This is a genomic window from Prauserella cavernicola (assembly GCF_016595675.1).
GTDB classification, from domain to species: Bacteria; Actinomycetota; Actinomycetes; order Mycobacteriales; family Pseudonocardiaceae; genus Prauserella_A; species Prauserella_A cavernicola.
In genome coordinates, this window is record NZ_JAENJH010000001.1 from 605067 (window position 1) to 624632 (window position 19566).

Below are 19566 nucleotides of genomic sequence, written 5' to 3' on the forward strand. Positions count from 1 at the left end.
GCTCACGCCGGAACGGCCTGCCGGACGCGGGCGTCCAGCAGCGCGTAGCAGACGTCGATCAGGATGTTCAGCACGAAGATCGTCACGGCCGTCAGCAGCACGGCCGCCTGCAGCACGGCGAAGTCGCGCTGCAGGATCGAGTCGATCATCAGCTTGCCGATGCCGGGCCAGCCGAAGATGGTCTCGACCACCACGGCGCCGTTGACCAGGCCGATGGTGAGATCACCGGCCACCGTGAGCACGGGCATCGTGGCGTTGCGCAGCGCGTGGCCGAACACGACCCTCGGTTCGCTCGCGCCCTTGCTCCGCGCCACCTTGACGTACGGCGCGGACAACGCGGCGACCATCGAGCCGCGCACCACCTGCACGAGCACGCCGAACGGGCGGATCAGCAGCGTCGCGATGGGCAGCACCCACACCTCGGGACCGCCCACGACCCCGGAGGTCGGCAGGATTCCGAGACTCACACCGAAGACCAGCACACCCATGATCGCGAACCAGAAGTCCGGGATGCTCGCGGCGGTCATCGACAGGAAGCTCGAGGTCCGGTCGGCCAGTGAGTTCGGCCGGTAGGCGGCGAGGCTGCCGATCAGCACCGCGCCGACGATGGCGATCAGCATCGTGACGGCGGCGAGCTGCAGCGTCGCGGGGAACGCCTCGAGCACCATCTCGCCCGCCGATTGGCCCGTCCGCAGCGACTCGCCGAAGTCGAGCTGCACCACCTGCCCGAGGTAGTCCCACAGCTGCACCAGGATCGGCTGGTCGAACCCGTTCGCCGCGGAGAACGCGGCCCGTTGTTCCGGCGTGGCGCTCAGCGGGAGGTAGAGGTCCACCGGGTTGCCGGTGAGCCGGGCGAGCACGAACACGCCCAGCACCACGACCACCAGCGGGATGGCGCTGGAGACGATGCGTTTGCGCAGGAAGGTCGTCACGTCAGCGTCCCTGTCCCTTCACGGGCTGGACGGCGGCGAGGCGCAGCTCGTCGCCCGTCGCCGAGTTGGGCTCGTACTCCACGGAGTCGGCGATGCCGAGCAGACCGCGCATGTGCGCCAGATAGGCGTACTGCGCGACTTGCTCGTTCTGGTAGGCCAGCACGTCGGCGAAGGCGTCCTGACGTTGCGGCCCGGCCAGCTCGCCCGCCTCGGCGATCCGCTCGTCCAGCTCCTGGGTGCCGAACGTCGACTGTGGACCATCGCTCAGCAGGTACTGGCTCGTGGTGAAGGCCGCGTCACCGGCCTGGTTGCCGTGCATGATCAGCAACGCGACCGGGCCCGCGCCCTCGGGAAACGGTCGCAGCTGGTATTCCAGGTGCGCCGCGGTGTCGCTCATGAGGATCCGCACGTTCAGTCCTAGCTCGCCGAGCTGGTACTGCAGCGCCTCGGCCGTCTCGGACACGCGCGGGAACTGGCCGTTGCGCGCCACGAGCGTGATCTGCCGGTCGGTGGGGACACCGTCGGCGCGAGCCGCGTCGACGAGCCGCTTCGCCTCCTCGCGTTGCGGCGGCTGGCTGGTCAGCTCCGGGTTGTAGCCGACGACGCCGTCGGGCACGAGCTGCGCGGCGGGCTCGGCGAGGCCGTCGAACAACGTGTCGGCGATGGCCTTGCGGTCGATCGCCATGCCGATGGCCTTGCGCACGCGGATGTCGTCGAGCGGGGCCTGCGTGCCGTCGAGTCGCAGCGCGGTGGTCTCGTTGTTGGGGTAGGCGATCGAGTTCTCCTCGGTCGCGTCCTCGGGATCGAGCCCGGTGGACAGGTCGGCCTCGCCCTTGGCGATCATCGCGGCGCGCACGCTCGACTCGGAGCGCCACACGTACCGGGCGAACGGGAACGCGGGCTGCTCGCCCCAGTAGCTCTCGTTGCGCTTGAGGCTGATCGAGACGCCGGTCTGCCAGCCCGTGAGGGCGTACGGTCCCGTGCCGACGGGTTCGCGCACCTTGTTCTCGGTGCTGGTGCCCCTCGGCACGATCTCGACGAAGCTGATGCGCAGCGGCAGGATCGGGTCCGGCTTCGCGGTGGTGACGGTGAGCGAGGTCGGGCTCGTCGCCTCGACGCCGAGCTCCTCGTCCTCGAAGACGTAACCGTCCACATTGCACGCGAGGTCGGAGTTCACCGCGCGGTCGATGGAGAACGCGGCGTCCTCGGCCGTGAACGGCGCTCCGTCGTGGAACGTCACGCCGGTGCGGATGTCGAAGGTCCAGGTGGTGGGACTGGTCTGACGCCAGCCGGTGGACAGCAGCGGGTCGAGGTCACCCGTGCTCGGGTCGCGCTCGACGAGCGGCTCGCTGATGTTGGAGCGCACGACCACGCCGGTGGAGGTCAGGGAGGACTCGCACGGCTCGAGCGTCGGCGGTTCCTCGGCGAGCACGATGCGCAGCGTGCTGCCGTCCGCGGCTCCGGCGTCCCCAGCGCCGTCGCTGTTCGCGACGGCGCACGCGCTCGCCGCGAGCAGCACGGCGGAGGAGAGTGCGGCTGTCGCCGCTCTCGTCCGCAGGCGGTGAGGTACGGAAGACAGCATCGTCTCTCCGGGAGTTGTGGGTGTGGTGGGTCGCCGGGATCGCATTCTCTGCAAGACACTGTCTATAAATGCGACTCCGGTCTTCATTTGTAGACAGGACCGTAGGCCCGGCCCCACCGGCCGTCAAGAGGAAACCGGCGCCGCCAGCCGCAACAGCGCGTCGAGCGCCGGGTTGTCGTGCTCGGTACGCCAGACGCAGTGGGTCTCCACCACGTCCGGCCGCAGGCCGCTCACCTCGGTGAACGTCAGGTTCGGCAGCCGCAGGCTCGAGGCCGAACGCGGTACGAGGCCCACTCCGACCCCGGCGTCGACCAGCGCGAGCAGGCTGTGCACCTGACCGACCTGCTGCACGTACCGCGGCTGCGCGCCCACGCCGTGGAAGGTGCTGATGACGAGTTCGTGCAGGTAGCGGGCCGCCACCGGGCCGTAGGTCACGATGTCGTGCGCCGCGATCTCGGCCAGCGACGGCGGTCTGCCCAGTTCGGTGAGCGGATGCCCCCGCGGGCACGCCAGCACCAGGGTCTCGGCGTGCACCCGCCGCGCGCTGAGCAGGTCCGAGGCCGGGATGCCGCGCGCGAGCCCGACGTGGATCTCGCCCGCCAGCAGCGCGTCGATCTGCTCGCGGGTGACCAGCTCGGTGAGGGTCAGCTCCACGTCGGGCAGTTCGCTGCCGACCACGCGGATCCACGTGCCGAGCACGGTCAGCGCCGAGATCGCGGTGAAGCCGACCCGGAGCCTGCCCGTCGTGCCCCTGGCCGCGTTGCGCGCGGCGGACGGGGCGGCGTCGGCGAGGCTGAGCATGCGCCGTGCCTCGGGCAGGAACGCCTCCCCTGCCGGTGTCAGCAGCACCGCGCGTGGCGTGCGGACCAGCAGCTCGACCTCGAGGGAGCGCTCCAGCTTCTGCACCTGTCTGCTCAGCGGCGGTTGCGTGATGCGCAGGCGGGCCGCGGCCCTGCCGAAGTGCGCCTCCTCCGCCACGGCGACGAAACCGCGCAGCTGCTCCAGGGTGAACCGGGCCGGACTGGTCATGCGCGGAAGGTATCAACCGATGCGATCTTGGCGTTAGACCGGTATCGCCGCAGCTTCTACGCTTCGGACATCCCTTCGACCCTGGAGCCGACATGACGCTGTTCAGCCCGGAGACCCTGCGCACGACCCTCGGGGCGGGACTGCTCTCCTTCCCGGTGACGCACGCCAGGCCGGACCTGAGCTTCGACGAGGACGGCTACCGCGAGCACCTCGCGTGGCAGGCTCCGCTCGGCTCCTCCGGCGTGTTCGCCGCGGGCGGCACCGGCGAGTTCTTCAGCCTCACCACCGACGAGGTCGCCACCGTGGTGCGCGCCGCCGTGGCCGCGACCCCCGAGACCAAGCCCGTCGTCGCCCCCGCCGGCTACGGCACCGCCCAGGCCGTGGCGATGGCGCGCGACGCCGAGGCCGCGGGCGCCTCCGGCGTCTTCCTGCTGCCGCCGTACCTGACCGAGCTGTCGCAGGAGGGCCTCGTCGCGCACGTCCGCGCGGTGTGCGAGGCCACCGGGCTCGGCGTGATCGTCTACCACCGCGCCAACGCCCGGTTCTCCTTCGACGCGGTCCAGGAGCTCACCGACACCTGCCCCAACCTCATCGGGTTCAAGGACGGCGTCGGCGACGTCGACCTGATGACGCGCATCTACGCCAAGCTCGGCGACCGGCTGCTCTCGATCGGCGGGCTGCCCACGGCCGAGACCTACGCGCTGCCCTACCTCGAGATGGGCGTGACCACGTACTCGTCGGCGATCTTCAACTTCCTGCCCGAGTTCGCGCTCGGCTTCTACAACTCCGTGCGCGAGCGCGACGCCGCGGCGGTCTACGCGAAGCTCGACCAGTTCGTCCTGCCCTACCTCGACATCCGGAACCGGCGCGCCGGTTACGCGGTGTCCATCGTCAAGGCGGGGCTGCGTGCGGTAGGACGGGACGCGGGCCCCGTCCGGCCCCCGCTGACCGATCTCACCGAGACCGAGCTCGGCGAACTGACCGCACTCGTGGACAAGGTGGCCCGCGTATGAGCACCGTTCCCGTCGTCACCGGCTATCGCGTCGTCCCCGTCGCGGGCCGCGACAGCATGCTGCTGAACCTCAGCGGCGCGCACGGCCCGTTCTTCACTCGCAACCTGCTGATCGTCACCGACTCCGAGGGCCGCACCGGCGTCGGCGAGGTCCCGGGCGGGCCGGCGATCACGAGCACTCTGGAGGAGGCCCGCGACCTGGTCGAGGGCTCGCGCGTGGGCGATCACCACGCCGTGCTCGGCGCGGTCCGCGACCGGTTCGCCGGCCGCGACGCGGGCGGCCGCGGGCAGCAGACCTTCGACCTGCGCGTGACCGTGCACGTGTGCACGGCCATCGAGTCGGCGCTGCTCGACCTGCTCGGCCAGCTGCTGGAGCAGCCCGTCGCCGCGCTGCTCGGCGAGGGCAAGCAGCGCGACCGCGTCCCGGCGCTCGGATACCTCTTCTTTGTCGGCGACCGCGGGCGCACCGACCTGGACTACCGCGGCGGTGCTCCCGGGGACAGCACCGACGAGTGGTTCCGGCTCCGCGACGAGCAGGCGCTCGACGCCGACTCGGTGATCCGGCTCGCCGAGGCCGCCCGCGCCCGCTACGGCTTCACCGACTTCAAGCTCAAGGGCGGCGTGCTCCCCGGCGACGAGGAAGTCGAGGTGATCACGGCACTGGCGGAGCACTTCCCCGACGCAGACGTGACCCTCGACCCCAACGGCGGCTGGCTGCTCTCCGACGCGATCGCGCGCGGCAGGCGACTGCGCGGAGTCCTGGCCTACGCCGAGGACCCGTGCGGCGCCGAGGACGGCTACTCCGGCCGCGAGGTGCTCGCCGAGTTCCGCCGCGCCACCGGACTGCGCACCGCCACCAACATGGTCGCCACGGACTGGCGCCAGCTCGGCCACGCGATCCGCGAGCACGCCGTCGACATCCCGCTGGCCGACCCGCACTTCTGGACCATGAACGGGTCGGTGCGCGTGGCACAGCTGTGCGACGCGTGGGGACTGACGTGGGGCTCGCACTCCAACAACCACTTCGACGTCTCGCTCGCGATGTTCACGCACGTCGCCGCGGCGGCGCCGGGCGACATCACCGCCATCGACACGCACTGGATCTGGCAGGACGGCCAGCGGCTCACCCGCGAGCCGTACCCGCTCACCGACGGGCACCTGACCGTGCCCGACAAGCCCGGTCTCGGCGTCGAGCTCGACCTCGAGCAGGTGGAGGCCGCCCACGAGCTGTACCGTCGGGAAGCCCTCGGGGCCCGCGACGACGCGGCGGCGATGCGCTATCTCGTCCCCGGCTGGAGTTTCGACCCGAAGCGGCCGGCCCTCGACCGGGCCTGACACGGTGGCAGGAGAAACCATGACCCAGTCCGCCCCGCAGGGCATCGTCCTGCAGGTCTGTCCGCTGCTGGAGTCGCTGGAGGAGGCACTGACCTCCCACCACGACACCGTGCGCCTGGCCGAGCAGCCCGACCCGGCCGCCTACCTCGCCGAGCACGGCCACGAGGTCGTCGCCGCCGTGACCAGCGCCAGGATCGGTGTGAGCAACGAGCTGATGGACGCGTTGCCCAAGCTGCGTGCCATCGTCCACTTCGGAGTCGGGTACGAGACCACCGACGTGGCCCGCGCCCGCGCGCACGGCATCGACGTGAGCAACACACCGGACGTGCTCACCGACTGCGTCGCCGACCTGGCCGTGGGCGGGCTGATCGACGTGCTGCGCACGCTGTCGGCCGCCGACCGCTACGTGCGCCGCGGCGAGTGGACCCCGGGCGGCTACCCGCTGACCACCAAGGTCAGCGGCAAGCGGGTCGGCATCCTCGGCCTCGGCCGGATCGGGCGCGCGATCGCCACCCGGCTCGAGGGCTTCGACGCGCGGATCAGCTACCACTCGCGCAGGCCGGTCGAGGACGTGCCGTACCGCTACGCGGCCTCGCCCGTGGAACTGGCGGAACAGGCGGACGTTCTGGTGGTCGCCACGGCGGGTGGCGCCGCCACCAACGGGCTGGTGTCGGCGGAGGTCCTGCGCGCGCTGGGGCCGCGCGGCTACCTGGTCAACATCTCGCGCGGCAGCGTGGTCGACGAGCCCGCGCTGGTCTCCGCACTGGTGGAGGGTGGCATCGCGGGCGCCGCGCTCGACGTGTTCGCCGACGAGCCGAACGTGCCGGAACCGTTGCTGGGACTGGACAACGTGCTGTTGCTGCCGCACATCGCCAGCGCGACGCGGGAGACACGCGAGGCCATGGGCGAGCTGACCTTCCGCAACCTCGACCACTTCATGGCCGAGGGCACGCTGGTGACCCCGGTTCCGGAGGTCAGCCCGTCCTGAACTTTTCCGGCCGCCGGGTGTCGATTCCGGCGGCCGGTCTTCGACGTCGTGGTGAGGGCCGCGCGACGGGCGCGGCCACGAGACGGACGGAGACCGTCATGACCGCCACCGCGCGCCGCCGGATCATCGCCTGGGCCAGCATCTCGATCGACGGCTACACCAGCGGGCCGCAGGGTCCGGCGCACGACACGTGGCTGTACGCCCACGCGGGCCAGGAGCGGACCGCCGAGTACTTCGAGGGTGTGTGGCGCGGCGCCGACACGGCTCTGCTGGGCCGCACCAACTATGAGGGCTTCGCGGCGGTCTGGCCCGCGATCACGCGCGATCCCGCCACGGACGCGCGCACCCGCGACCTCGGGACGTGGTTGGAGAGCGTGGAGAAGGTGGTGCTGTCCCGCACGCTGGAGCGGGCGGACTGGGAGAACTCGCGCATCGCACGGGACCTGGTGGCCGAGGCCGAGGCACTGCGCTCCGCGCCCGGCCGCGACGTCCTGGTGCTCAACAGCGCGAGCGTGATCCAGGCGCTGCTGCGCGCGGACCTGCTCGACGACCTGCGTTTCGCCGTGGTGCCGTGCCTGCTGGGCGGTGGACTCCGCTTGTTCTCCGAGGGCCTGCCCGCCTCCGGCTGGACACTCGTGGCGAGCACGGCGCTCGCGCACGGCGCGGTGGGCGTGCACTACCGGCGCGGCTGACGGCGCCGGGGTCCGCGTTCCCGGCGGCGCGGCCGGGAACGCGGACCCCGCCGCTCAGCCCTGGCGGGCCTTGTTGCGAGGGTCGCGCTTGTTGATGACGAACACCTTGCCGTGGCGCCGCACCACCTGCGCGCCGGGCTTGTTCTTCAGCGAGCGCAACGACTTCCGAACCTTCACGGCCGCTCCCTCCCGTGTTCTTGTTGAAAACGATTCCCATTATACTCACGCCGGGGACCTCGTGACGCTCACCGGACCGCGCGGCGATAAGCTCGGCCGGCTCGCGATCAAGACAGGAGTGGACTGGACTGGACTGGACGGCGGTGACAGTTGCCCACGGGGCCCTCGCGGGTCCCACGGAACGTGGCCTGAACACGGCGTTTCAGCGTTATGCCGTCCGGGTGCGCGTCCTGGTCGTCGTGCCGTGCGTCGTCCTCGGTGTGCTCGGCACTCCCGAGGGCTGGCAGCTGACCGCCGCGCTCGCGGGCACGCTCGCCGTGGCCTGGTGCGGGCTCAGCCTCCACTGGCTGCGCGCCGACACTCCGCCAGTGCCCGTCGTCGCCGGAGTCGCACTGTCCGGTGTGCTGGTGGTGGAGCTGACCCAGTTCTGGACCGCGCCGGGCTTCTTCAACGGCTGGGCCTTCGCGATCGCCTCGATCACCGTGATCAGCATGCAGTTCGAACTCGCGACCCGGCCCTGGGTGGCAGCGCTGGTGTCGGTCACCACGGCGCTCGCCTATGTCGCGGGCAGCGCGTTCCTCCGGCCGCTGCCCGACGTCACGCTGCTCGGCGTGCGACTGCTCGTGGAGACGGGCCTGTCCCGTGCCGCCTACCTCGTCATCAGGTCCCGCGCCCGCGTGGCCGACCGCGGCAACGCGCGCGCCGCCGACCGGCGACGCGCGGCCGAGGTGTCGGCGGCCCGCCGCGCCGCCGAGCGCGAGTACCTGGCGACCCTGCACGACACCGCCAGCGCCACGCTGCTGATGGTCTCGCTCGGCGCGGCGAACCAGCAGTGGCTGCCCGGCCGCGCGAAGCAGGACCTCGACGCGCTCACCACCTTGCCCAGGGAGCGCACGGGCGAGCTCGACCTGGCCGCCCTGCTGACGCAGGCCACCGACTATCCCGGGATGCGCGTGGAGCGGGAGGCACCCGCCGCGCTGCCACTGCCCACGGCGCCCGCGCTCGCGATCGCCCACGGCGTCCGGGAGGCCGTCCGCAACGTCGCGCACCACGCCGGAGTCCCCGAGGCCACGCTGCGGGCGGCGCGCTACGACGACGGCACACTGGTCGTCGAGCTGTCCGACCACGGCGCCGGGTTCGACCCGGGCCAGGTCGGTCCCCACCACCGCGGCCTCAGCGGCTCGATCGCCGGAAGAATGGCCGAGGTCGGTGGCCTCGCGGAAATCCGCTCCGCTCCCGGTGAGGGCACCACCGTGCGCTGGACATGGCATGGCTGAGCCGCTCACCGACGTGCCCACCGAGCACGTGCGCGATCGTCTCCTGCACGGCGCCAGGATCGCGATCCTCCTCGTCGCGGTGACCGTCCAGTTCGGAGAGTGCCTTCCGCAGCTGCTCGCCAACCGGGACGACCACGACCCGTGGTGGCCGGAACTCGTCGCGTTCTGCCTGCTGGCACTGGTGGCGGCGACCGCGGCCGTGGCGCTGGTGCGCCGCTCGGTGTGCGGGCCGCGAAGCCGCGTTCTCGCTGTGGTGTGCCTGCTCGCCGGAGTGCTCGCCTCGGTGCCTGTTCCGGTGAACCTGCTGCTCGCCGCCGACGACTGGTCGTTCGGCCTCGTCGGCTGGTACGGGCTCGCGCTGCTGTTCGACGCGCCGCTGCGCACGATCGGCACGTTCCTGGGTGCGCACCTGGCGCTTACCGCCACAGAGGTGCTCGCCAAAGGAGTGCCGCCCTCGATCGTCACGGCGGCGATGGCGATCGCCGCCGTGTCGGTGTGCGGCTTCCAGTTCGCGGTCGCGCTGGCCGCCGAGCTCTTCCGGCGCACCGCGGCGGCCGCGGAGGACGCGTCCAGGCGTGAGGAGGAGGTGCGCACCCGCGAGGCGATCGCGGAGAACACCCACCAGGACTACCAGGCGCGCTACGCCATGCTGCAGGACAGCACCGCTCCCCTGCTCACGGGGCTGGCGCAGGGCACGCTCGACCCTGACGACGAGGGGACCCGCCGCCGGTGCGCGATCGAGGCGGCCCGGATGCGCCAGCTCTTCGCGGAGAGCGACGACGTGGCCGACAGCCTCGTGCACGAACTGAGGGCGGGTATCGACATCGCCGAGCGGCACGGGGTGTCGGTGCACCTCGCCGTGCGCGGCGCGGTCAGGGACATCCCGAGACGGGCACGGCACGAGCTGGTGGACGCCGCCTCGGTCGTGCTCGCGTCGGCGCGCACGCGCGCCCGTGCCACAGTGGTCCGTGGCGCGGAGACGGTGCGGGTGAGCGTGGTCGCCGACGCGCCGGCCGAGGCCGTGCGCGGCCTCGCGGACCCGGAGCTGATCGAGATCACCAGGACGACGGACGAGGAAAGGCTGTGGGTGGAAGCGGTATGGCCGCGGACGAGATCACGGTGACGGTGGTCGACGACCATCCGGCGATCCTCGTGGGGATCGAGCACTGGTACGCCGCGGCGCCGACACCGATCAGGGTCGTCGCCAGCGGCAGCACGGTCAAAGCGGCGTGGACGCCGCCCGGCGACTCCGCCGACGTGGTCGTCTTCGATCTCCAGCTCTCCAGCCAGGGCGCGCCGTCGCTCGGCGACCTGCGCAGACTGGTCGACGCGGGCAGGCGCGTGATCGTCTACACGATGCGCGAGGACGAGCAGGTCGCGCTGACGTGTCTGGACCTGGGCGCGTTCACCTTCCTCACCAAGACCGAGGGCGCCGACCACCTGGTGGCCGCCACCCTCGCCGCGGGCGAGGACCGGCCCTACACCCCGCCCGCGCTCGCGGGCGCGTTCAGCGCCAACACGCGCTCCGACCGGCCGAAGCTCTCGGTCCGGGAGGAGGAAGTACTGGTCGAGTGGTTCCAGTGCGAGTCGCGCGACCTGGTGGCGCAGCGGCTCGACATCTCCGCGAAGACGGTGACGACGTACCTGGACCGGGTGCGTCTGAAGTACGCCAACGTCGGCAGGCCCGCGCGCAGCAAGGCCGCGCTGATGGCGAGGGCGATTCAGGACGGGCTGGTGCAGGTCGACGACCTGTGAGCCGGGTGCTCGTGCCGACCCCCACCGGCACGAGCACCCGCCTCACGGCCGCTCGCCCGCCGCGACCCGCCTCAGCTCGGGCAGGTGGAACCCGCGCACGCTGCGCTGATCCACGAGGTTGAGAGCGACGAGCCGGTCGAGCCGCACCCTCGCCAGGACACCGTCGCCTCCGATGAGGCGCGCGGCGTCGTCCACGTCGAAGTCGGTCTTGGCCTCCGAGGCGAGTGCGTACAACAGGGCCGATTCCTCCGGCCGCAGCAGCGCCGCCGCCCTGCCGAGCGTCGCGCGCACGCTCGCGTACTCGCCGTCCCCGGTCGCCAGCAGATCGAGCCGGGTCTCCTCGCGACGAAGCTCCTGCACGAGCGCGGCCGGCGTCAGTCCCGGCACCCTGGCCAGCCGCTCCACCGCGATCCGCAGCGCGAGCGGCAGCCCTCCGCACAGCTCCACCAGCTCGTACACCGCCGCCGGGTCCGCGGCCACGAGTTCACGGCCCGCGAGCGCGGCCACCACCGCGGCACCGTCCCGCACCCCGAGCGGTGCCACGCTGAGCCGCACCGCGCCGTCGCGGGCGACCAGCCCGCGCAACTGGCTCTGGCTGGTGACCAGCGCGACGCTGCCCGTACCCGGCAGCAGCGGCCGCACCTGCTCGGCGTCGCGGGCGTTGTCGAGCAGCACGAGCATCCGCCGCTGCGCCGTCAGCCGCCGGAACGCCGCGGCCCTCGCGGAAACTCCGCCCGGGAGTTCGGCCTCCGGTGTGCCCGCGGCGCACAGCAGCTCGCCGAGCGCGTCGTGCGCCGACGCCGGCGAGTCCTGGTGGAAACCACGCAGATCGACGTGGAGGAGACCGCCGGGAAAGCGGTGTGCCGCGTGGTCGGCCCAGTAGCGGGCCAGAGCGGTCTTGCCGACGCCGGCGGGCCCGTCGACCACCACGATGCCGGGCGCCCCCTCCGCGTCGGCGAGCGCGTCGAGAGCGGCGACCAGACTGTCCCGGCCCGTCGGCGCGCTGCCGCCCTGCTCGGCGGGCACGACGGACACGGCGGGCACGGCGGTCTCGGTGGGCGGGTCCTCGCGCAGCAGCCGCTGGTGCAGGGCCCGCAGCTGGCCCGAGGGCTCGACCCCGAGCCGGTCGGCCAGCAGCCGCCGCACCTCGTCGTACTTCAGCAGCGCGTCGGCGGTGCGGCCGCTGTGGTGCAGCGCCAGCAGCAGGCGGGACCACAGGCTCTCGCGGAACGGCTGCTCGGCGAGCACGCCGTGCAGCTCCACCGCTGCCGCGGCGGCCTGCCCCTCGCCGATCAGCAGGTCCATCCGGCATTCCACGGCCTGCAGCCATTCCTGCTCCAGCCCGACCGCGGCCTGCTCGACCCATTCCATCCTGGGCAGCCCGCTGAGCGGACGGCCCCGCCACAAGGCCAGCGCCGCGCCCAGCGTCTCGAGCCGCGCCACGGCGTCGTCACACCCCCGCGCCCGCTGCCACCCGAGGCGGAACCGGCTCAGGTCCGTGTCCCCGGCCGCCGCATCCAGCCGGTAGCCGCCGGGCAGCGCCTCGATCACGAGCCGGCCGCCCGCACCCGCGTTCGCGAACCGGGTCCGCAGCCGTTTGACGTAGCCGCGCAGGGTCGTCCGCGCCGACGGCGGCGGATCGTCGGCCCACACCTGGTCGATCAGCTCGTCGGTGCCGACGAACTGGCCGCGGCGCAGTGTGAGCGCGGCGAGTAGCAACTGCTGCTTGCCGCGCGGGATGGGCACGGCCCGCTCGCCGACCCGCACGTCCAGTTCGCCCAGGATCCCGATCCTGACCTCGCGCATCGTCCTCCCCCGAAAAGCACCGCCAGTGTGGAATGCGCCGACGCTATCCACGGACGCGGCGCGGTGCTGTCGGTCGGAGAGCCCTCAATTGCGGTGAGTCAGCCGTCGCGCCGCCGCAGCACCCGGAAGTCACCCCCGGAATCGTCCGCGGTGTCGTCCTCGTCGCGGGCGCGGTGGCGTCCGGCGGGCCGGGAGCCGGGTGGTGGCCCGGGATCGACGGGCGGGCGGTCGCCGAACACGCGCCGGTCGGAGTCCAGTACCTGGTCCAGCAGCTCGGTGTCGCCGAGTCCCCTGCGCACGACGTCGGCCTGTGCCCTGGCCGCGCAGGCCCTGGCCCGCGCGATGGTGTGCGTGACCGCCGCCGACAGCTGCTCGGGCGTGGCCTGGCGTGCGGCGGCGCCGAAGGTCACGGAGCCGACCGAGCCGTCCGCCCCGGCCACGACGGTGACCAGACCGTCCGGCGTGGAGGCCGTACCGGTGACCTGGGCCAGCTCCTCGGCCATGCGCCGGTACGCCTCCGCGCCGCGCCTGGTGCCGGCCGCCGCCGTGTCGATCGCCTCGATCCGGCGCAGCAGCTGCTCACCGTGCTCGCTCATACCGTGCCTCCCTCAGGCCGAATCGTCGCGACGAACTCCTGAAAACCGGGCAGGAGCCGGGCGAACTGCCGCGGAGTGGCGGTGAGCGCGACGTGCAACACCGCCCTTCTGCGCGTTCGCACGTCGTCGCCCACCGCCAGAAACACCTGTAGCTGCACGAGATCCGTCAACCCGCCAGAGATCCTCGCGCGCAGTCGCAGTACCTGAGTCAGGCCGGGATGGTCCGGACCACCCACGTGGCCGCGCCTGCCGACCTTCAGTGCCACGGCACCGCGGTGCAGCCGCCGAGCCGCCTCGTCGGCGATCCGGGTCAGCGGCACCTCGTCGTCGCGCAGCTCGCCGCTGAGCGCGATAGTGGCCGTGAACCCGTCGCGGGAGGCGGGGTGCAGGGCCACGAAAGCGGCACCCGGCGCGCCGAGCTCATCGGGGTGCACCGAACGCCAGCCCTGCGGCAGGGAGAACTCGACCGGCACGGGAAGTGTTGTCGCCATCTGTGCCCGCCCCGTCAGAACCAGCCGCCGGCGAGCTCGCCGATGTCGTTCGCGACCCCCGACACGGTGCCGGCGACGGCGGCGGGATCGATGGCGATCTCGCCACCCAGCTTGGCGCCGTAGCCCAGCCCGACCCCCGCGGATGCTCCGATGTGGAACTTCCCGTCCTCGCCCATGCCGAACTCGGCGCTCGCCTCGGCGCCGACTCCGGCCCACGCCTCGCCGGTGGCGCCGGCGGTGACCCCGGCGATCTCCGCGCTCGCCTCGCCCGCCGCCTTCGCCCCGACGAAGGCGTCGGCGCCGACGTCGACACCCGTCCAGCCGAGATCGCCCCGCGCACTCGCCTCCGCGCCCACGTACCCCTCGGCGCTGCCGGCCACCGTGGCCGCACCGCCGAGATCGAGCGAGCCTTCCGCGTTGCCCTTCGCCAGGTATGCCTCCGCGCTCGCGCCGCCGCGCGCGCCCAGCGGGTCGACCGAGCCGTTCGCCTGCGCGCCCGCACCCAGCACCGAGCCGCCCAGTGTCCCCTCACCGGTGGCCCACCCGCCGTCGAACTCGCCACCGAGTTCTCCCCCGGCGACCTTCGCCTCGGCCGAGCCCTCCCAGCTGGCTGTCGGCAGTTCGATGCCGAGCGACTCCAGCAGACCCGCCACGCGATTGCCGAGCAGCTCTCCCTGGCTTCCCCACTCGCCTTCCCGGCGACGCTCCGAGCCGACCTCGCGCTCGACCGCGCGCGAGTAGCCGCCCTGACCGTCGGATTCGAGGCCGAGCCGCGCCGCGATGTCGGCGCCGACGCCGTCGACCCGCTGCCGGGCGTTGTCCAGGATCGCCTGCGCCTCGGCGGCCGCGGCCCGCCCTGGATCCTGGAACGGCGCGAGCACGACGCCCGGTGCCTGCGCGGCCTGCGCCTGGTGCTCCGCCGCGGCGGCCCGGCTCACTGCCCGCGCCTGTGTGTACAGCTCGATCGCCCGCTGCGCCTCGCTCTGGCCCCAGGTGAGGACATCGGCGAAACCGGCGAGGGTCTGCCCGCCGTGCGCGACCGAGTCCACCAGCCGACCCCACTTCGGCGGCTCCGTGCCGAACGCGTCCCGGAACGCGTTGCTGGCCTCGCCCACCCAGTTCACGGGATCAAGACCGCCGAGCAGCTCGCCGATGCCGGTGACCTGCTCGATGTTGCCGACCAGCTGCCGCAGGTCGTCGGCGATCGACTCCGGCTGACCGGGGATCAACTCCCTCGGATCGTGGGTGTGTCCCAGCTGTGCCGCCATCAGTTCGCGCCTCCCCCGAGCACGTCGGCGATCCCGTGCGTGCGGCGGCCCGCGACGGGAGCCTCGCCCTCGACGAGCTCGTGAAGGCTCGCGACGACTCCGCCGGTGTCCTGCTCCGACTCCAGGTACCGGCGAGCCGCCTCGACCAGGCCACCGCCGTGTTCCTCCGCTGTGGCGCGCAGCGACTCCAGCCGCGTCCTGGCGTCCTCGATGAAGCCGCCCCAGCACGACTGCACGTCCGCGTGCCCGTAGTCGCCACTGGGCCCCCGCCACACCAGCCCGGCGACGCGTCCGGCCGTGTCGCTGATGCTGTTCGCCACCTGATTCAGCTCGTCGGGCACCGACCCGAAACCCGTCATACCCCAGTCCCGTGTTTCCCAGAAGTGCCAGATTCGCACCGTTCGAAACGGAAAATAACAGCGAGCCGAACAACGTGGACGCGAATTCCGGGAACGAGCAAAAAAAGGGGCACAGACCACCCCCGAGCAACCCCGCTACCACCGCTTTACCACCGGATGACCACTCGCGAACCACCGCCGAACACCCACCGTCCGACCATCGCGAGAACAGCGACAATCGGCACCCGGAGAATCACCGTGAATTATTCCAAGGCATTTCTCGATCCGAGAGCACTCTGGTTCCGCGAGCCCCCACTGGCGCCGTAGCCGCCTCGTCCGGTACGGTCCCGCCTAGGTCATGAGCGCCAGCGTCAAGCCCCGGCTCGCTGGCCGGCAACCCTCCTACCGTGGTGGGGTGCCCCGGGTGACGACCTGGTCCGCCGGACCCGGCGGACAAGCGCGGGCCCCTCGCAGGGTCCCAGGACCCGCCGAGGAGGCACCCATGTCTGTCACGTACGCAGCTCCCGCCCTCACCACCACCACTGTCATCGCCCCGCCCGCACCGGGCACCGTCGGCGACGACCTGGGAGTGCCGCTGGTGACCGGCGGCAGCATCGGCTACGCCAACCTCGACCACGCCGCGAGCGCACCGTGTTTGACCGCCGTGCGCAGGGCCGTCGACGAGTTCCTGCCCTGGTACGCGAGCGTGCACCGCGGCGCCGGCTTCGCCTCCCAGGTCTCCACGCGGATCTACGAGCGCGCCCGGCAGGCCGTTGCCGAGTTCACCGGCGCACGCACCGGCGACACCGTGGTCTTCACGCGCAACACCACCGACTCGCTCAACCTGCTCGCCCGCGCGGTGCCCAGGGACACCTCCGTGGTGCTGTTCGACACCGAGCACCACGCCGCACTGCTGCCCTGGCGGGGCAGGCACGTGCGCCGGATCCCCACGCCGCGCCACCGCGCCGAGGCGGTCGCCGCGCTCACACGCGCTCTCGCCGAGTGCCCCGAGGGCCCGAGGCTCGTGGTGGTCACCGGGGCGTCCAACGTCACCGGCGAACTGCTTCCGGTCGCCGAGCTGGCGCGGGTCGCGCACGCCGAAGGCGCGCGGATCGCCGTCGACGCCGCCCAGCTGGCCCCGCACCGCGCCGTGTCGCTGCGCGACCTGGACGCCGACTACGTCGCCATCTCCGGGCACAAGCTCTACGCGCCGTTCGGCGCCGGTGCGCTGGTCGGCAGGGCCGACTGGCTGCGCGCCGCCGAGCCCTACCTCGCGGGCGGCGGCGCCAGCAAGCTCGTCTCCGAACGCGAGGACGGCATCGGAGTGGTCTGGAACTCCGGCGCCGAGCGCCACGAGGCAGGCTCCCCCAACACACTCGGCGTATACGCGCTCGGCGTCGCGTGTTCCGAACTGTCGGCACACCGCGACCGGGTCGAGGCCCACGAGGCGGAGCTGCTGGAGCGGCTCGACACCGGGCTCGCGTGCGTGCCGGGGCTGCGCTGCCTGCGGCTGTTCGACGACGCGGACACCGAGCGGGTCGGCACGGTCAGCTTCATCGTCGACGGCATCGAGCCCGGTCTGCTGGCCGCGGCGCTCTCAGCCGAGTACGGCATCGGCGTGCGTGATGGCGCGTTCTGCGCGCACATCGCCACGCGCAGGCTCGTCGACGCGGCAAGCGGCGAGGGGCAGCAGGCCGTGCGCGTGAGCCTCGGACTCGGCACCACCCGCGAGCACGTGGACCGGCTGGTGACCGCGCTGCACGAGCTCACCGGGCGCGGCCCGCGCTGGACCTACGGGCAGCGCGACGGCCGCTGGGTGCCGACCCCGGACCCACGGCCGCTGCCTGGTTTCCTGTCCTGAGCACCCCGACACGAGGACGAGGGGGCGGCCGGGCCGCCCCCTCGTCCTCGTCACCTCACGTCAGTTGACGCGTTCGTACCTCGGATCGCTCGGCGGCAGCGGCAGCTTCTCCTGCCCCTCGAGGATCTTGGTCATCGCGCCGAACCACGTCCGGGCAGGCGTCTTGCCACCGAACATGTTCCCGCTCTCGCCGCCGACGGCACTGACGTTGCCCGGACCGGCGTCGTAGAGACCACCGTTGGGCAAATCGGGCCGGAACACCATCGCCGCGCCCGCCATCTGCGGGGTCGCGCCGAGGAACGCCGCCGAACCGTTGGTCTGCGTGGTGCCCGTCTTGCCGATCATCGGACGGTCCCAGCCGACGTCGGCCGCCGCCGCGGCCGCGGTTCCGCCCGGCAGGTCGTCCTTGCTCATGCCCACGGCCAGCGTGTTGGCGAGACCCTCCGGCACCGCCTGCTCGCACGGCTGCTCCTCCTGCAGCCCCACCGGCGTGCCGTCGCGGTCGGTGATCTCCGCGATCGGCGTCGGCGGGCACCAGACGCCACCGCTCATGATCGTCGCGGCGACGTTGGCGAGTTCCAGACCGCTCGTCGGGCTCACGCCGAGGGTGAAGGCGCCCTTGCCGGGAGAGTTCTCGCTCGGGCCGAAGAACTCCTTCTGGTTCTGCCTGACCTGGATACTCTCGGCGTCGGGGTCGACCGGGCCGCCGTTGGCGGCGTTGGACGCCATGGTCTTGCGCAGGCCCAGCCTGCTGGCCATGTCGACCACGGCCTTCATCCCGGCCTGCTCCTCCAGGATCACGAACGCGGTGTTGGGCGAGGTCTGCAGCGCCGTCTGCAACGACATGGTGCCGCTGCCGCCCTCGCTCGCGTTGGTGAGGCAGTAGCCGCGCGTGTACGGCGCGATGAACGGACACGGCTCCGGACTGCCGGAGAACACCCGGGACACGTACGAACTCGGCGACTGCACCGTGTCGTAGATCCCGACCTTGCCCTGGTCCATCGCCGCCGCCGCGGTGAAGACCTTGTAGCTCGACCCGGCGCCGGTCACGTTGGCGACATCGGAGGGCAGCGCGTACTCGGTCTGCCCCGCCGTGGCGTCGGGCCCGTAGTCCCGGTTGGCGGCCAGTGCCACCACCTCGTGCCGGTCCTTGCCCGGCTTCACCAGAGACAACGTGTTGGCGACGTTCTCCTCCATCTTGCCGACCTGCTCCTCGGCGGACTGCTTGGCGAGATGGTTGGCGTTGCGGTCCAACGTGGTGCGGATGGTGTAACCGCCCGTGTAGAGCTGGTCCTCGGTCATGCCGTGCTCGAGCAGGTAGTCCTCGACGTACTGGCAGAAGAACCCGTGCTCGGGACCCGCGCCGACGCAGTTGGCGGCGGGCTTCTCCGGCCCGTCGGGCACGACGCCCAGCGGCTCGCCCTTGATGCGCTCGGCATCCTCCTCGGACACCTTCCGGTTCTCCACCATCTTGTCCAGCACGAAGTTGCGCCGTTCGGTGGCCTTCTCCGGGTTGTTCCACGGGTCGTACACCACGGGGTTGTTGACCATGCCGGCCAGCAGTGCGCCCTGCGCGACGGTGAGCTTGTCGGGCGTCGTGCCGAAGTAGGCCTGCGCGGCCCCGCCGACGCCGTAGATCTGGCGGGAGAACTCGACGACGTTGAGGTAGCCGGCGAGGATCTCCTCCTTGCTCATCTTCGTCTCGAGATTGATCGCGACCCGCGCCTCCTTGAGCTTGCGCGCGATCGTCGCCTCCTGCGCCCGCTGCTGGCCCAGGTCGTCGTTCCGGTAGGTGACGTTGATCAGGTAGTTCTTGACGTACTGCTGCGTCAGCGTCGAGGCGCCCTGCGTGTCACCGCCGGAGGTGTTGCTGATCGCCGCGCGCAGCGTGCCCTTCCAGTCCACCCCGTGGTGCTCGTAGAAGCGGCGGTCCTCCACCGAGATCAGCGCCCACTTCATCGCCTCGGAGATCTGGTCGGGCGCGGCCGGCACGCGATACTGGCTGTAGAGCGTCGCGATCGGCGCACCCTCACGGTCGGTGACCGTGGTGACCATCGGCGGCGGATCGTCGGCCAACTCGGCGGACATGTCCTCCACGGTGTCGCTCGCCTCGTTGGAGATCACGCCCGCGGCGCCCACAACGGGAAACAGGATCCCCGCCACGAGCACACCGGCAAGCAGGCAGAGACCGAGCATCTTGAACAGGCCGTCCCTCATACGCACGCGGGCAAGACTACGCAAGGTCGGGTTTGCTCCCGGTGATCCCCTGACCTCCATGCGGCACGGACGGGTGAGGTAGCGCCGTGGCGAGCGCGAACGCGGCCCCCGGCGGCGCGCCCCGGCGTGTCGCGACGGGGCCGGACACCCGCTGTTCATCCGAGCCCGGTTGACTGCGCGTCACCGGCAGTGCCCATTCTGCCCAGAACC

General features: G+C 72.1%; 18 protein-coding genes and 1 riboswitch. Of the genes, 8 read left to right on the forward strand and 10 right to left on the reverse strand.

Going from position 1 to position 19566, the window contains the following annotated elements:
• Nucleotides 1–2: 2 nt before the first annotated feature.
• The 3 genes from JHE00_RS02930 to JHE00_RS02940 all read right to left on the reverse strand — a co-directional run bounded on the left by JHE00_RS02930 (nucleotide 3) and on the right by JHE00_RS02940 (nucleotide 3543).
• Nucleotides 3–932 (reverse strand): ABC transporter permease, encoded by a 930-nt coding sequence (locus JHE00_RS02930; protein ID WP_200314445.1) that lies wholly within the window; start codon nucleotides 930–932, stop codon nucleotides 3–5.
• A gap of 1 nt (nucleotide 933) precedes the next feature.
• Nucleotides 934–2514 carry an ABC transporter substrate-binding protein gene (locus tag JHE00_RS02935; protein WP_200314447.1) on the reverse strand — a complete coding sequence of 527 codons (1581 nt, stop codon included), beginning with the start codon at nucleotides 2512–2514 and terminating at the stop codon, nucleotides 934–936.
• Nucleotides 2515–2637: 123 nt separating this feature from the next.
• The gene (locus tag JHE00_RS02940) at nucleotides 2638–3543 is read right to left on the reverse strand and encodes a LysR substrate-binding domain-containing protein (protein ID WP_200314449.1); all 906 of its coding nucleotides are present in this window, start codon (nucleotides 3541–3543) and stop codon (nucleotides 2638–2640) included.
• Between the two features lie 92 nt (nucleotides 3544–3635).
• Between JHE00_RS02940 and kdgD the strand changes: the two genes are divergently transcribed.
• The 4 genes from kdgD (at nucleotide 3636) to JHE00_RS02960 (ending at nucleotide 7570) form a co-directional block, all read left to right on the forward strand.
• Nucleotides 3636–4556: a 5-dehydro-4-deoxyglucarate dehydratase gene (kdgD, locus tag JHE00_RS02945; RefSeq protein WP_200314451.1), complete on the forward strand. Its 921-nt coding sequence runs from the start codon at nucleotides 3636–3638 to the stop codon at nucleotides 4554–4556.
• Complete coding sequence (locus JHE00_RS02950) at nucleotides 4553–5890, forward strand: enolase C-terminal domain-like protein (protein WP_200314453.1); 1338 nt, start codon at nucleotides 4553–4555, stop codon at nucleotides 5888–5890. Before kdgD ends, JHE00_RS02950 begins: the two co-directional genes overlap by 4 nt.
• 19 nt (nucleotides 5891–5909) lie before the next feature.
• Entirely contained in the window at nucleotides 5910–6878 is a 969-nt protein-coding gene (locus JHE00_RS02955; protein ID WP_200314455.1) for a 2-hydroxyacid dehydrogenase, read from the forward strand.
• 98 nt (nucleotides 6879–6976) lie between these two features.
• The gene (locus JHE00_RS02960; protein ID WP_200314457.1) at nucleotides 6977–7570 is read left to right on the forward strand and encodes a dihydrofolate reductase family protein; all 594 of its coding nucleotides are present in this window, start codon (nucleotides 6977–6979) and stop codon (nucleotides 7568–7570) included.
• A gap of 54 nt (nucleotides 7571–7624) precedes the next feature.
• Here JHE00_RS02960 and ykgO read toward each other — a convergent pair whose 3' ends face one another.
• On the reverse strand, nucleotides 7625–7747 hold the full coding sequence (gene ykgO / locus JHE00_RS02965; RefSeq protein ID WP_200314459.1) for a type B 50S ribosomal protein L36: 123 nt from the start codon (nucleotides 7745–7747) through the stop codon (nucleotides 7625–7627).
• A 221-nt stretch (nucleotides 7748–7968) separates the two neighbouring features.
• Here ykgO and JHE00_RS02970 point away from each other — a divergent pair, with 221 nt between their 5' ends.
• The 3 genes from JHE00_RS02970 to JHE00_RS02980 are packed head-to-tail and all read left to right on the forward strand — an operon-like array spanning nucleotide 7969 to nucleotide 10779.
• Nucleotides 7969–9024: a sensor histidine kinase gene (locus JHE00_RS02970; protein WP_200314461.1), complete on the forward strand. Its 1056-nt coding sequence runs from the start codon at nucleotides 7969–7971 to the stop codon at nucleotides 9022–9024.
• Nucleotides 9017–10147 carry a hypothetical protein gene (locus JHE00_RS02975; protein WP_200314463.1) on the forward strand — a complete coding sequence of 377 codons (1131 nt, stop codon included), beginning with the start codon at nucleotides 9017–9019 and terminating at the stop codon, nucleotides 10145–10147. The genes JHE00_RS02970 and JHE00_RS02975 overlap by 8 nt, the downstream gene beginning before the upstream one ends.
• Entirely contained in the window at nucleotides 10123–10779 is a 657-nt protein-coding gene (locus JHE00_RS02980) for a DNA-binding response regulator (protein ID WP_200314465.1), read from the forward strand. Before JHE00_RS02975 ends, JHE00_RS02980 begins: the two co-directional genes overlap by 25 nt.
• Nucleotides 10780–10821: 42 nt before the next feature.
• On the opposite strand, the gene JHE00_RS02985 is transcribed toward JHE00_RS02980, so the two are convergent.
• The 5 genes from JHE00_RS02985 to JHE00_RS03005 form a co-directional block, all read right to left on the reverse strand.
• A complete protein-coding gene (locus JHE00_RS02985) occupies nucleotides 10822–12585 on the reverse strand; it encodes an AfsR/SARP family transcriptional regulator (RefSeq protein ID WP_200314467.1) in 1764 nt (587 codons plus the stop codon).
• 98 nt (nucleotides 12586–12683) lie between these two features.
• A complete protein-coding gene (locus tag JHE00_RS02990; protein WP_200314470.1) occupies nucleotides 12684–13181 on the reverse strand; it encodes a YbaB/EbfC family nucleoid-associated protein in 498 nt (165 codons plus the stop codon).
• Nucleotides 13178–13672 (reverse strand): hypothetical protein, encoded by a 495-nt coding sequence (locus tag JHE00_RS02995; protein WP_200314472.1) that lies wholly within the window; start codon nucleotides 13670–13672, stop codon nucleotides 13178–13180. Before JHE00_RS02995 ends, JHE00_RS02990 begins: the two co-directional genes overlap by 4 nt.
• A 14-nt stretch (nucleotides 13673–13686) precedes the next feature.
• Nucleotides 13687–14940 carry a putative T7SS-secreted protein gene (locus JHE00_RS03000; protein WP_200314475.1) on the reverse strand — a complete coding sequence of 418 codons (1254 nt, stop codon included), beginning with the start codon at nucleotides 14938–14940 and terminating at the stop codon, nucleotides 13687–13689.
• Nucleotides 14940–15299: a hypothetical protein gene (locus JHE00_RS03005; protein ID WP_200314477.1), complete on the reverse strand. Its 360-nt coding sequence runs from the start codon at nucleotides 15297–15299 to the stop codon at nucleotides 14940–14942. The genes JHE00_RS03000 and JHE00_RS03005 overlap by 1 nt, the downstream gene beginning before the upstream one ends.
• 333 nt (nucleotides 15300–15632) lie before the next feature.
• Nucleotides 15633–15744, forward strand: a riboswitch (SAM riboswitch).
• A 36-nt stretch (nucleotides 15745–15780) separates the two neighbouring features.
• On the opposite strand from JHE00_RS03005, the gene JHE00_RS03010 reads away from it, so the two are divergent.
• On the forward strand, nucleotides 15781–17139 hold the full coding sequence (locus JHE00_RS03010) for an aminotransferase class V-fold PLP-dependent enzyme (protein ID WP_200314479.1): 1359 nt from the start codon (nucleotides 15781–15783) through the stop codon (nucleotides 17137–17139).
• A 60-nt stretch (nucleotides 17140–17199) separates the two neighbouring features.
• Here JHE00_RS03010 and JHE00_RS03015 read toward each other — a convergent pair whose 3' ends face one another.
• On the reverse strand, nucleotides 17200–19362 hold the full coding sequence (locus JHE00_RS03015; protein WP_200314481.1) for a transglycosylase domain-containing protein: 2163 nt from the start codon (nucleotides 19360–19362) through the stop codon (nucleotides 17200–17202).
• Between the last annotated feature and the right edge of the window lie 204 nt (nucleotides 19363–19566).